General features: G+C 67.7%; 13 protein-coding genes. 7 read left to right on the top strand and 6 right to left on the bottom strand.

What is annotated here, in order from left to right:
- Positions 1–3: 3 nt before the first annotated feature.
- A complete protein-coding gene (locus EJC49_RS13680) occupies positions 4–987 on the bottom strand; it encodes a 2-hydroxyacid dehydrogenase (RefSeq protein WP_126700498.1) in 984 nt (327 codons plus the stop codon).
- Between the two features lie 239 nt (positions 988–1226).
- Between EJC49_RS13680 and EJC49_RS13675 the strand changes: the two genes are divergently transcribed.
- Complete coding sequence (locus tag EJC49_RS13675; RefSeq protein WP_126700497.1) at positions 1227–1580, top strand: hypothetical protein; 354 nt, start codon at positions 1227–1229, stop codon at positions 1578–1580.
- Between the two features lie 111 nt (positions 1581–1691).
- On the opposite strand, the gene EJC49_RS13670 is transcribed toward EJC49_RS13675, so the two are convergent.
- The 3 genes from EJC49_RS13670 to EJC49_RS13660 all read right to left on the bottom strand — a co-directional run bounded on the left by EJC49_RS13670 (position 1692) and on the right by EJC49_RS13660 (position 4284).
- Positions 1692–2714, bottom strand: coding sequence for a LacI family DNA-binding transcriptional regulator (locus EJC49_RS13670; RefSeq protein ID WP_126700496.1), 1023 nt, complete (start codon positions 2712–2714; stop codon positions 1692–1694).
- Positions 2715–2795: 81 nt separating this feature from the next.
- The gene (locus EJC49_RS13665; protein ID WP_126700495.1) at positions 2796–3710 is read right to left on the bottom strand and encodes a DMT family transporter; all 915 of its coding nucleotides are present in this window, start codon (positions 3708–3710) and stop codon (positions 2796–2798) included.
- Positions 3711–3813: 103 nt separating this feature from the next.
- Entirely contained in the window at positions 3814–4284 is a 471-nt protein-coding gene (locus EJC49_RS13660; protein ID WP_126700494.1) for a MarR family winged helix-turn-helix transcriptional regulator, read from the bottom strand.
- 267 nt (positions 4285–4551) lie between these two features.
- Between EJC49_RS13660 and EJC49_RS13655 the strand changes: the two genes are divergently transcribed.
- The gene (locus EJC49_RS13655) at positions 4552–5592 is read left to right on the top strand and encodes a CobW family GTP-binding protein (protein WP_126700493.1); all 1041 of its coding nucleotides are present in this window, start codon (positions 4552–4554) and stop codon (positions 5590–5592) included.
- Between the two features lie 136 nt (positions 5593–5728).
- A complete protein-coding gene (locus EJC49_RS13650) occupies positions 5729–6703 on the top strand; it encodes a WD40 repeat domain-containing protein (protein ID WP_126700492.1) in 975 nt (324 codons plus the stop codon).
- Positions 6704–6706: 3 nt separating this feature from the next.
- On the opposite strand, the gene EJC49_RS13645 is transcribed toward EJC49_RS13650, so the two are convergent.
- On the bottom strand, positions 6707–7168 hold the full coding sequence (locus tag EJC49_RS13645) for a hypothetical protein (protein WP_126700491.1): 462 nt from the start codon (positions 7166–7168) through the stop codon (positions 6707–6709).
- A gap of 131 nt (positions 7169–7299) precedes the next feature.
- Positions 7300–7779: a GNAT family N-acetyltransferase gene (locus EJC49_RS13640; RefSeq protein ID WP_126700490.1), complete on the bottom strand. Its 480-nt coding sequence runs from the start codon at positions 7777–7779 to the stop codon at positions 7300–7302.
- A 152-nt stretch (positions 7780–7931) separates the two neighbouring features.
- Here EJC49_RS13640 and EJC49_RS13635 point away from each other — a divergent pair, with 152 nt between their 5' ends.
- The 4 genes from EJC49_RS13635 to EJC49_RS13620 all read left to right on the top strand — a co-directional run.
- Positions 7932–9302, top strand: a complete 1371-nt coding sequence (locus tag EJC49_RS13635; protein ID WP_126700489.1) for an aspartate aminotransferase family protein — start codon at positions 7932–7934, stop codon at positions 9300–9302.
- A gap of 2 nt (positions 9303–9304) precedes the next feature.
- On the top strand, positions 9305–10693 hold the full coding sequence (locus EJC49_RS13630; protein ID WP_126700555.1) for a glutamine synthetase family protein: 1389 nt from the start codon (positions 9305–9307) through the stop codon (positions 10691–10693).
- Positions 10694–11329: 636 nt separating this feature from the next.
- Positions 11330–12565, top strand: coding sequence for a putative DNA modification/repair radical SAM protein (locus EJC49_RS13625; protein ID WP_126700488.1), 1236 nt, complete (start codon positions 11330–11332; stop codon positions 12563–12565).
- A 2-nt stretch (positions 12566–12567) separates the two neighbouring features.
- Positions 12568–13271: TIGR03915 family putative DNA repair protein (locus EJC49_RS13620; protein ID WP_126700487.1), on the top strand; the 704-nt coding region annotated here is incomplete at its 3' end.

Here is a 13271-nt window from a genome sequence, read left to right as displayed (position 1 = left end):
CGATCAACGAGGGCGCGCGACCACCGATGCCGTCTCGCCGACGGGCGTGAGCGCCTTGCCATCGGCAAACCATCCCAGGAGGTTGTCGACGACGAGATCGGCCATGGCCTGGCGCGTGTGAACAGAGGCCGAGCCGACATGCGGCAACAGGCACGCATTTTCGAGCGCCAGCAGGTCGTCGGGAACACGCGGCTCGTCTTCGAAGACATCGAGCCCCGCCGCCATGATGGCGCCCTCCCTCAACGCAGTCGCCAAGGCCGTCTGGTCCACCGTACTTCCGCGTCCGATGTTGACGAAGACGCCTTGCGGACCAAGAGCCGACAGTACCTCGGCATTGACCGCTCTTTCCGTCGCCGCGCCGCCGGGTGCCACCGAAACCAGCGTATCCACCGATCGCGCAAGCCCTACCAGCGTGTCGTGATAGGCGTAGGCGACGCCCTCGACCGGGCGACGGTTGTGATAGCTGATCGGCAGGCCGAAGGCCTCGAGCCGGCGGGCGATGGCCAGGCCGATCCTGCCCATGCCGAAGATTCCGACCGACCGGCCGCGCAAGGTGGCGCGCGACAGCGGGTAGGCGCCATCCTTCACCCAGCGCCCTGCCCTGAGCCAGGCTTCCGCCTTCGGCAGTTCGCGAACCGTGTTGAGGAGCAGGCCGATCGCCGTATCCGCGACTTCCTCGGTCAGAACGTCCGGCGTGTTGGTCACCATCACGTTCTTCTTCGCTGCGTGGACGGCATCCACCGCATCATAGCCGACACCGAAGTTGGCGATGATTTCCAGGTTCGGCAACGCGTCGATGAAGGCCCGGTCGACGACGGTCATCGACGCCAGTCCGCGAACCCGCGAGGCCAGATCAGCGTCGATCAGGGCGGGGTCGGCCCGGTCGATCGCCACGAGCGTGAACGCCTCGCCGAGACGCTTGACGGCATGACCATGCAGGCGCCCGGGCACGAGGACGACGATATCGTGGATCGGGGTTCGTGGCATTTCCACTCCTTTGCGACGCTGATGGACCTGGAGCGACCGTAGACAGTTTCAGGCCGGGAGGGAATCGGTTCCCTCCCTCGCGTTCACGGAATGGTCAACGCGCCGGGCAGGTTTCTTGGAACGCGCCCCCGGTGACGACGTTTTCTCCACGACTGCGCCAGACGTGAGTTCAGGCGCATTCGCTGAAACGTACAAACAGAAAAGGGGCGACCCTACGCCCCACGGAAGGAGACAATTCCATGAAACGCACCCTTATCGCCGCCGCCTCGATCGTCGCGTTTGCCGTATCCGGTTCGGCTTTCGCGCAGGGCACCCCCGCCATGAGCGAACTCGACCGCAACGCCACCTGGCAGTCGGACGAAGAACGCATGATGTACGAGAACGATCGTGAGCGCTATGCGCCGTTTTTCAACGACGACTGGTCCCAGTATCGCAGCGATGACGAGGTCCGCACCGCTTTCGAAGCGATGGGCGCGGAAGACCAGGCGAGCGTCCGGGCAGCCTGCGAGCGGGCCGCGATGAACCCCGGCTCCTACGGCACCGTGACCAACGGGCTGTGCGGTGTCGTCGGCGAGACCGCCTCCACCAACTGATCGCCTCACACGCGACCATCGAGAAGGGCTCCGGCAACGCCGGGGCCTTTTTCGCGTCGGTGTTCGAAAGCGTCCTGATGCAGGATCGATGCGCCGCCGGGCGCCGGGCACCTAGCCCCGCTCGACCGGCTTTCCGGTCGACTGCCGCACGTGCAGTTCGGGCTTGATGAGTTCCTGCGAAGGCTGCACCACGATGCCGTTGAGCCGGTCGAGCAAGGCGCGGGCGGCCCGCCGGCCGACGTCGCGCTGTCCGTTCCAGACGGTGGTCAGGGCGGGCGTCGCGATGGCCGCTTCCTCGAGATCGTCGTAGCCGGTGACCGAAATGTCGGTTCCCGGCACCAGTCCGGCGCGCGCGATGCCATTCATCAGCCCGATCGCGACGAGATCGTTCCAGCAGACCGCAGCCGTCGGCTTGTCCTGGAGAGCGAGGAACTGGCCGGCGACCTCGAACCCGGCCTGCTTGGTGCGCGGTCCGGGTATTCGCCAGTGCGGCTGAACCTCGAGCCCGGCCTTCTGCATGGCGATGACGTAGCCCTGATAGCGGTGCCGTCCCGTCGAGGTCTGGTCGGTGCCGCCGATCATCACGATGCGGCGGTGGCCGAGCGAGATGAGATGGTTGGTCGCCAGGCCGATCCCGTAGGAATCGTCGCCGCGAAACACCGGGACCTGCGCCCCTTCGACCGAGCGGGCGACAAGCACGGCGGGAAGGCCGTTGTCTTCCATCAGCTGGATGTCCTCGCGCGGCGTGCCGATGGCGGGCGACATGATGACCCCATCCGCCCCCAACTGGAGCAGCGTGTCGATGAAGCTGCGCTGCTTTTCCAGCTGGTCGTAGTGGTTGGACAGGAGAAATGTCTGGCGGCTGCGGTCGAGTTCGGTTTCGATCGAACGAAGGATCTCGGCGAAGAACGGATTCATGATGTCGTGCACGACCACGCCGACGATGCCGGATCGCGATGTCCTGAGGCTCGCCGCCCGGCGGTTGTAGATGTAGCCAATGGCGCGGGCGTGTTCCTTGATCCGGTCGCGCGTGGCGTCAGCGACGAGCGGACTGTCGCGCAAGGCGAGGGAAACCGTGGCGGTGGAAACGCCAAGCGCGTCGGCAATCGTCGAAAGCTTGATTTTTTGCGCCAGAGCGCCCTCCCCGCGACGTCGCCTTAAACCGTTTAGGCAAGCTATACGTCATCGCCATCCAGCGTTTCAAACCCTTTTCCGTCAGGGGTTCGACAGTGCGGCGTCGCGGAGCCGCAACTGCCGTTCCCGATGGACGATGTAGAGCCCGCTCGACACGATGATGAGCGCCCCTCCGATCGTCCACAGATCCGGCAGGTCGTCGAAGAAGAGGTAGCCGAGCGACACCATCCAGACGAGTTGCAGATAGGCATAGGGCGCCAGGGCCGTGGTGGTGGCGATTCGATAGGCCTTGATGATCAGCCAGTGGCCGATTCCGCCGAGCACGCCCATCGACAAGAGCACGGTCCACTGGAGCCCGCCCTCAGGCATCGTCGCATAGAAGGGGAGGGTCGGCGCCATCAAGACCACGGGCGTCAGGGCGGAGTAGAAGATCAGGCTCTCGGACGTTTCCTGGCGGCTCATCTGGCGTGTCGAAATGACGTAGAGGCAGTAGCTGAACATGGCGCAAAGGGCATAGACGTGGCCGAGACCGAAGACCCCCAGCCCCGGACGCGTGACCACGACGACCCCGACGAACCCCACGAGCACGGCCATCCAGCGCCGCCAGCCCGCCCATTCGCCGAGCAGCGGCCCGGCGATCGCGGTGATGACCATCGGGGCGAAGAAGAAGATCGACACGGTTTCGGCCAGCTGCAGGGTCTGCAGCGCCAGAAAGTTGAAGAAGGTGGAGCCGAACAGGAACATTCCGCGCACCACCTGGCGGGGCATGCTCCTGACCCGGAAGACGGCCGGGCTCGACCATGCGCGCAACAGGACGAGCGCGAGCAGGGCATGGACGGCGAAGCGCACCCAGGCGATGAAGGGCGAGGAGAGGCCGACCGAGCCGAGGTATTTGGCGCCTGAATCGAGGAACGAAAACAGGAGTCCCGCCGAGAAGACGAGCAGGATGGCGGCGGCTGGCGTCGCGGTTTCCGGGGTCGGGGATGGCTTCTTCACCGGCGTCGCCGTCAGAGGAATCGTTTCGCCCTGTTTCAGCGATCCCGAATGCAAGGGCAAGGGAATTCCCGCCGCCCGGGGGGAAGCGGGACGCGTCGCGGACCTACTCGTCGTCCTCGGCGTCGTCCATCATGTCGATCTGGCGGGGGTTGCCGGAGAGGTTGCCCTCGATGCGCGCCAGCAGTTTGGACAGCGTCTTCTGCTCTTTCTTGTCGAGCCCCTTCAGAGCCTGCTTTTCGGTCTTTCGAACCGACTTCTCGATCGCCTTGATGGCGTCCCGGCCGCTTTCGGTGAGGAAGACGTGCGCCTGGCGGGCATCATTTTCCGAAGCGCGCTTGTCGAGGAAGGACTGTGCCTGAAGCCTGTTGATGGTCTTGGTGATGGTCGGCGGGCGCACCCCCAGCCGCGACGCCAGCTGGCCGGGCGTCTGCCCATCCTCGAGCGCGAGCGCGAGCATGATCTGGTCCTGCCCGGCATAGAACCCGTGATCGAGAAGCCTCGATGCGAGCGCCGTGCGCGAAAGCCGCGCGGCCGACTGAAGGCGGCTCAGCGCCGCGCCCTTTTCCCTGGCCATCAACCCCTCCTGCATGCGTCCGCAGGCTTGCGGAGCATAAACAACCATCCGATCGAGGCAATCTCCTGCCGGATCGGGCCCCAGCCGGCTAATTCGTCGACGAAGCCATGCCAGAGGTCTGTTTCAATTGCATGACACCCCCTCCGCGCGGGAGGCCCCAGGCCGCCGGACGGACCATGGCTTCACGATGATCGTTCGCGCGTGCAATCGCCGGAAGCCCGTCCTATATGACCGCGACATCCCGTCAAACGACCCATGAGGCGCGCCATGCCCGACACACAGCCCCAAATTCCCGTCACCGTGCTCACCGGCTATCTCGGGTCCGGCAAGACCACGCTGCTGAACCGCATTCTCTCCGAGAACCACGGTCGGCGCTACGCGGTCATCGTCAACGAGTTCGGCGAGATCGGCATCGACAACGATCTCATCGTCGAGTCGGACGAGGAGATCTACGAAATGAACAATGGCTGCGTCTGCTGCACGGTTCGCGGCGACCTGATCCGCGTCGTCGAGGGTCTGATGCGCCGGCCCGGCCGTTTCGACGCCATCCTCGTCGAGACCACGGGCCTGGCCGATCCGGCACCGGTGGCGCAGACCTTCTTCATGGACGAGGACGTGCGGTCCAAGACCCGGCTCGACGCCGTGGTTGCCATGGTGGACGCGAAGCACCTGCCGTTGCGCCTGAAGGACAGCCGCGAGGCGGAGGACCAGATCGCCTTCGCCGACGTCGTCATCATCAACAAGACCGACCTCGTCACCGCCGACGAACTTCGATCCGTCGAGGCCACCATCCGGGCGATCAATCCGGCCGCCCGCCTCCATCGCGCCGAGCGGGCCGGCGTGGCGCTGACCGACGTGCTCGATCGAGGCGCCTTCGACCTGAAGCGCGTGCTCGCCGACGATCCGCATTTCCTCGACCACGAGGAGCATGACCACGACCACGATCATCACCATGACCATGACCATGGCCATCACCACCACCACGACGGCGAGGTTTCGCCGATCCATGACGTGACCGTGCAATCCGTCTCGCTGCGCGGCGGCGAGATGGACCCGAAGCGCTTCTTTCCCTGGATCGAGAAGATCACCCAGCTGGAAGGGCCCAACATCCTGCGCCTGAAGGGCATCATCGCCTTCAAGGACGATCCGGAGCGCTATGTGGTGCAGGGCGTGCACATGATCATCGAGGGCGACCACCAGCGCGCCTGGAAGGAGGGCGAGACGCATGAGAGCCGGCTCGTCTTCATCGGCCGCGAGCTCGATCCCGAGCGGCTGAAGCGGACCTTCGAGGCCTGCCAGGCGGCGTAAAACGCCCGTTCGAACAGCCAGGCGCCCGCCGCCGGGGCCGCTCCCCGGCGCCGACGGAGCGGTCGCTCGCGTGACAAAACCGAGATGCACCGCTAGACCCGCGCCAGATATGGCCAACGCATCTTCCGGAGACACGATGCCAACCGTCGCCCCCCTCGACCTGCCCGGCCATTGCGTCGTCGCCGCCTTCGTTTCGGACGTGCCGCACTTCGCGCTGGCGGACGGCACGGTGCATCGCCTGGCCGACGGCCACAAGCATGTGGCCGCGCACGACGGACTGGTCTGCGCCACGCTGGACGAGAAATCCGAACGGCTGCTGACCGGCGGCGAGGACGGCAAGGTGCTGGCGATCCGCGCCGACGGCTCGGTCGAGCCCCTGGCCGATGTCGGCCGCAAATGGATCGCCTGCATCGCCTCGGGTCCGCAAGGCGCGATCGCCTGGGGGAGCGGGCGAACCGCCCATGTCCGCTTTTCCGACGGCCGGACGAAGCTGTTCGAGCACGCACGAACGGTCGAAGGCATCGCCTTTTCGCCGAAGGGCATGCGCATCGGCGTGGCGCGCTACAACGGCGCGACGCTGCATTTTCCGGCCGCCGACGGCAAGCCGACCGAACTGGAATGGGCCGGCGCGCACACCGGCATCACGTTCTCGCCCGACGGCAATTTCCTCGTCACCACCATGCAGGAAAGCGCGCTGCACGGCTGGAAGCTCGTCGACGCGAAGCACATGCGCATGACCGGCTATCCCGCCAAGGTGAAGAGCCTGTCCTGGAGCCCGAAGGGCCGCTGGCTGGCGAGTTCCGGCGCGCCGGCCGCCATCGTCTGGCCCTTCCAGGGCAAGGACGGCCCGATGGGCAAGGCGCCGCTCGAACTCGGCCTGCGCGGCAACAGCCAGGTGACCGCCGTCGCCTGCCATCCGGCCGACGACTTCGTCGCCATCGGCTATGCCGACGGCATGGTGCTCGCCGCCCGGATCGCCGACCAGAAGGAGGTGCTCCTGCGCCGCCCCGGCAAGGGCGCCATCACCACACTTGCCTGGGACCGGGCGGGTCGACGCGTCGTCTTCGGCTCGACGGACGGCGACTGCGGCGTCATCGACATCGCCGGCTGACCGTCATTCCACGAAACACTCGACCGGGCCGTCGCCCCTGAACGTGCGGCCCTCGCCGGTGGTGTCGGCCGTCATGTCGAACACCGTCACGGCGTAGGAACCCTTGTAGAGCCCTTCCTCGTCGGTGCTCGTCCGTACCTCGATCTGGACGTAGCCATGCGCGCCCTCCGCCCGCTCGCGGTAGAGCAGCAGCCGCAGTTCCTCGCCGTCCAGCCAGTACTGCGCGAGATGCTCGCCATCATAGGCCATGTTGCGCAGGTCGCCGGACACGGCATCGTCGCGGATGATGGAAATGGCGCGGACGTTGAACACCGGACTGCCCATCCCGCGCGTGACGCCGCTCTCGATGGTGATGGCCGCGAACGCATCGTCGGCCGTGCACAGCAGGCCGCCGGAAGCGCGGGCCTCGGCCAGCGCCAGCGTCGAAACCATGATGGCCAGGGTCCATGCCATGACGAGACGCATGCGAAATCCTCCGCCGCTCCCGGCCGGCGGGTCGCCGACCGTTCCGCGGAGAATAGCATCACCGGATGACCGTTGGCAGACGATTTCGTCGGCCTTGTCCCGGACGGGAAGGCCGGGGCCTGTCCGACCGTCTACAGAGGCCGCTCGAAATAGCGAACCGTCCGCTCGCCGCCGTAGATGGCGGCCTCGCCGACGACGCGGAAGCCGAGCGCCGCGTGGAAGGCGTCCGACGCGGGGTTCGGCGGGTCGGCGTTCACCTCGCAGGTGACGACCGCGTGCCCGTCGCGCCGCGCCTGCTCGAACAGGTGGTGGTAGAGGCGACGCGCATGGCCCTTGCCCCGCGCCGCCTCGGCCACCGCGATGCGATCCACATAGGCGAAGCGCGGGTAGCGCTCGCGGAACCACAGGAAGTTCGGGCTGGCGTAGGCGGCGTCCTGGTCGAAGGCGATCAGGAAGGCGTCGACCTGCCCGATCCGCCGCGCCAGGTAGGCCGCATCGAGGAGCCGCTTCAGCCCGGCCGCGTCGAGCAGCGAGAGTTCCGCCGCATGGATGGTGTTGAGCGCGAGCACTGCGGGCTCGTCGTCAGGCGAGATGGTTTCGATGGCGGACATGGCTGCTGGGTTCATCCTTTGGCGAACGGGACCATATCCGCCCGCGACGGGGGCTCAAGCCCCAATCTCTGGTCGAGCGCGCGCGGCGGCAGGAAGATTGCCGGTTCGGGTCGCCCCGGCTATGAAGATGCTCGTCTTTCGGGGGTGTCTTCATGCTTCAGGCCAGCGACAGGATCGGCGGCGTGCCCGCCGCGCGCATCGAGGCCTTGCGCGTCCGCGAATCCGCGACCTTCGCCGGGGCGCGGCCGAAGTCGGCTGCCGCCGCGGCCGAGCCGTCGGGCTTTCTCGACGGCGTTCCGCTGCACTGGATGCTCGACTGGCCGATGCCCTTCCGGATGGTCGTGGCGCAGGCCCGCGGCGCGACCATCACCGACATCGACGACAACCAACTGGACGATTTCTGCCTGGGCGACACCGGCTCGATGTTCGGTCATTCGCCGCCGGCGGTCGCGCTGGCGATCCGCCGCCAGGCGGTCAAGGGCCTGACCACCATGCTGCCGAACGAGGACGCCGCCATCGTCGGCCGGCTGCTGGTCGAGCGCTTCGGCCTCGCCCGCTGGCAGGTGGCGACGACGGCCACCGACGCCAACCGCTTCGCGCTGCGGCTTGCGCGCGCCATCACCGGCCGGCCCAGGATCCTGGTCTTCAACGGCTGCTATCACGGCTCGGTGGACGAGACGATGGTGCGCCTGAAGGACGGTCGGCCGATCAATCGCCCCGGGCTGGCGGGCGAGTTCCGCGACCTGACGCAGGCAACCGAGATCGTCGAGTTCAACGACGTCGCGGCGCTGGAGGCCGCGCTCGCCAGGCGCGACGTCGCCTGCGTCATCACCGAGCCGGTGCTGACCAATTCCTGCATGGTCCTGCCCGCGCCGGGTTTCCACGAGGCGCTGCGCAGGGCGACGCGTGACGCCGGCACGCTGCTCCTGATCGACGAGACGCACACGATCTCGTCCGGCCTCGGCGGCTATACGCGCCGCTTCGGCCTGGAACCGGACCTCTTCGTGCTCGGCAAGCCGATCGCCGGCGGCGTGCCCGCTGCCGTCTGGGGCATGACCGACGACGTGGCCGCGCGCTGGGCCGCCTGCAGCCGCGCCAAGGAACCCGGCTATTCGGGCATGGGCACCACGCTGTCGGCCAATCCGCTGCAGTTCGCCGCCATGCGCGCCACCCTGGAAGAGGTGATGACGGCGCAGAACTACGAACATATGGAACGCCTGGCGGCGCGGCTGGAGACGGGCCTGGCGCGGGCGATTTCCAGCGCCGGACTGCCATGGCACGTCGTCCGCGTCGGCGCCCGCGTCGAGTTCGTCTGCGCCCCCGGCCCGCTGACCAGCGGGGCCGAGGCGGAAGCCGCCCATGCGCCTGAGCTGGAGGCCGCCATTCACCTGGCGCTCGTCAACCGCGGCTGCCTGATCGCGCCCTTCCACAACATGATGCTCGTGTCGCCCGCCACCACCCGACGCCAGGTCGACCGGCTGGTGAAGGCGTTCGGCGATGTCTGCGGAGACCTGATCGCGTGAGCATGCCCTCCCCCTCCGGCTCCAGCCTCGACGAAGCCCGCGCCTTCCTGGCCACCCATCCCGACATCGAGGCGATCGACATCGTGCTGGTCGACGTCAACGGCGTCGGCCGCGGCAAGATCATCCGGCGGCACGAACTCGAAGCCTTCTACAAGAACAGCCGCCACCTGCCGATCTCGATCCTCGGTCTCGACATCACCGGCGAGGACGTCCACGAAACCGGCCTGATCTGGGATTCGGGCGACGGCGACCTGCGCGCCTGGCCGATCCCGGGAACGTTGGTCCCGCTGCATGGCACCGATCCGCGCCGTGCCCAGGTGCTGATGTCGATGTATGGCCTCGACGGCGCGCCGATGACGTCGGACCCGCGCCATGCGCTTGCCAGGCAGGTCGAGGCGTTCGCCGCGCGCGGGCTTCATCCGGCCGGCGCCTTCGAGCTCGAATTCTTCCTGCTCGCCAACGAGCGCGACATGGACGGCGGCGTCCGGCCGGCCGGCGCCGTCGTCGACGGACGCCGCTCGGGCAAGACCGAGGTCTATTCCGTCGACCACCTGCACGGCATGGAGCCGCTGTTTTCGGACATCTACGCCGCGGCGCGCGAACAGGGCATTCCTGCCGAGACGGTCATCTCCGAATACGCGCCCGGCCAGTACGAGCTGACGCTGAACTACCGCGCCGACATCCTGCGCGCCGCCGACGACCTGATCATGCTGAAGCGGCTGGTCCGCGCCCAGGCGCGGCGCCACGGCGTGACCGCCTGCTTCATGGCCAAGCCGATCGAGGCCTATGCCGGCTCGGGCATGCATCTCCACGTGTCGCTGCGGGACGGCGAGGGACGCAACGTGTTTTCGGAGGCCGAGGAAGGCCGCTGGACGCCGCGCCTGTTGAACGCGATCGGCGGCCTGGCGGCGACCATGGGCGAAACCATGCTGGTCTTTGCCCCGCACGCCAACTCCTGGCGCCGCTTCGTGGCGCAGTCCTATGCGCCCGTCGCGCCGACATGGGGGGTCAACAACCGCTCGGTGGCGCTGCGCGTGCCGGCCGGAGACGCCAGGAACCGCCGCATCGAACACCGCCCGTCGGGGGTCGACGCCAACCCCTATCTCGTTGCCGCCACCGTGCTGGCCGGCATCGCCAAGGGTCTGGAGGAGGAACTCGACCCCGGCCCGGAGACGACCGGCAACGGCTACGAGGCGGCCCCGGACGCCCGCGCCGCGATGCCCGGCGACTGGCGCACCGCGATCGAGGCGGCCAAGGCGTCGGCCTTCCTGAAGGACGCGCTCGGCGCGGATCTGCACCGCACGTTTACCGCCATCAAGCACGCCGAGTACCTGCGGGTCGCCCGGACCGTCAGCGAACTGGACTACCATCTCTACCTGCACGAGGTCTGATCGGGCGAAGGAGGGCGGGCGGCCGCTCCGTCTCGTGGATCGCCCGCGACGCGACGCCGGCCCATGACGGGGAGGACCGGCTGGCAGCCGGACGCGGGTCGTCGTCGCCACGCCCGGAAAACTCCGTCTGGCCATTGAAGGAGCGCGGGAGGCGGGGCCTGAGGCCGGCCGTCCGAATGCGCAAACGAAGGGTGGCGCGGTCCTTCAGCGCCCCGCCGACGTTTTCACTCGCCTTCCTCCGGCCGGAGCCCGCTTTCGCGGGCACCAGCTCACGGATCCGACGAGGCTGGCCTACCCCGCCACCGTTCGCGGGGGTCGGCCAGCGTCACACTTGCCTAGGAAGTCCGGTCGTACGTCCAGATCCCGCCAGCAAGCTGCAACAGGAGTATGCGCGCCGGTGCGGGGGGCGTGGATAAAAAAATTTCGCTTGGGCGTCGAATTTTTTCTTCCATACTTTTCAATGGGATAGATGAGTAATTCCGTATCGGGGCCGGCCTGACGCCTGCGGCGGGGCGGAAGGCGGCGGATTATTTCCCGACGCCTCCGCGCTTGCCGGGCGCAGGCGGGAAGCGCACGGCCGCCCTGCTCCTAACAAAGTGAATGGCGCAGGCCGACGCAAGAACATATCATGAACTCATGACAGCCCTCACCCTGCGCCAGAAGCTCGCCATCCTGTCCGATGCCGCCAAATACGACGCCTCCTGCGCGTCGTCCGGGGCGGCGAAACGCAACTCGCTGAAGACCGGCGGCATCGGCTCGACCGAGGGCTCCGGCATCTGCCATTCCTACGCGCCCGACGGGCGCTGCATCTCGCTCCTGAAGATCCTGCTCACCAATTTCTGCATCTACGACTGCAGCTACTGCATCAACCGCTCGTCGTCGAACGTCCGCCGCGCCCGCTTCACGGTCGACGAGGTGGTTCGACTCACGCTCGACTTCTACAAGCGCAACTATATCGAGGGCCTTTTCCTTTCCTCCGGCGTCGTCCGCTCGCCCGACGAGACCATGGGCGAGATGGTGGAGATTGCGCGGCAATTGCGCGAGGTGCACCGCTTCGGCGGCTACATCCACCTGAAGACGATCCCCGAATGCGCGCCGGAACTGCTGGAAGAGGCGGGACGCCTGGCCGACCGCCTGTCGATCAACGTCGAACTGCCGACCGACGAAGGCGTGAACCGGCTGGCGCCGGAAAAGAAGCCCGAGACGATCCGCGTGTCGATGGCGAGGCTCCGGTCGAAGATCGAGGAGAAGTCCGAGCCGACGCTGCGCACGAAGAAGCGCGAGCGCTTCGCGCCCGGCGGGCAGTCGACGCAGATGATCATCGGCGCCGACGCCACGCCGGACGCGATCATCCTGAAATCGAGCGCGCGGCTCTATTCGAGCTACCGCCTGCGCCGCGTCTATTACTCCGCGTTCAGCCCGATTCCCGATTCGTCGGCCGCCCTGCCGCTGAAGAACCCGCCGCTGATGCGCGAGCACCGGCTCTACCAGGCCGACTGGCTGATGCGCTTCTATGGCTTCGACCAGCACGAGATCCTGGCCGGACGGACCGACGGCATGCTCGACCTCGCCGTCGATCCCAAGCTGGCCTGGGCGCTGGGCAATCGCGCCCTGTTTCCCGTCGACGTGAACCGCGCCGACCGCGAGAACCTGCTGCGCGTGCCGGGCCTCGGCACGCGTGCGGTGGGCCGCATTCTCGACACGCGGCGCCACCGCCGGCTGAGGCTGGAGGACGTGGGGCGGCTGTGCCAGTCGATCGCCAAGGTGCGGCCCTTCATCGTCGCCGAGGGATGGTCGCCGGGTGCGATGACCGACAGCGCCAGCCTGCGCGCCCGGCTGACGCCGGCCCCGGCGCAGCTGGAACTGTTCTGACGATGACCGCCGCGGCCCAGACCCGGCCCCGCGTCGCCGTGCGGCTCGGCGGACAGACCGACTTCGACGGCTGGCGCATCGCGGCGCGGGCGCTGGCCCTGGAGGGCATGCCGGCCGAGGCGGTGGGCTGGGTCGTCGAGGGGACGGCGTCGAGCGATCTCTTCGATGCGGCGTCACCCCCCGCGGCCGCAGCGCCGGGCGGCCCCGTCGACACCACGTTCACGGTTCCGCGCGCCTTCGTGGAACTGGCGCAGGCCGTCATCTGCCATGTCGATCCCGAACGCTTCAGCCTGCTCTACCGCGTGCTGACGCGGCTGCGCGAGGAGCCGCATCTGATGCAGATCGCCTCCGACACCGACGTTCGCCGCCTGGAGGCGATGGCGAAATCGGTCCGACGCGACGTCCACAAGATGCGCGCCTTCGTGCGTTTCCGCCGCATCGGCAACGGGCCAGAGGAGCGCCACGTGGCCTGGTTCGAGCCCGCTCACCACATCGTGGAGCGAAACGCGCCGTTCTTCGTGCGCCGCTTCACCGGCATACGCTGGACCATCCTGACGCCGCTGGCGACCGCGGACTGGGACGGCGAGCGGCTGGCGATCGGCCCCGGCGCGAACAAGGCCGATGCCCCGGCCGCCGACGACGCGGAGGACCTGTGGCGAACCTACTTCGCCTCGATCTTCAACCCGGCCCGGCTGAAGGTGAAGGC

The sequence above is a fragment of the Aquibium carbonis genome, assembly GCF_003970795.1.
GTDB classification, from domain to species: domain Bacteria; phylum Pseudomonadota; class Alphaproteobacteria; order Rhizobiales; family Rhizobiaceae; genus Aquibium; species Aquibium carbonis.
Note: the sequence above shows the minus strand (reverse complement) of the source record. Positions and strands in the feature narration are given on the sequence as shown.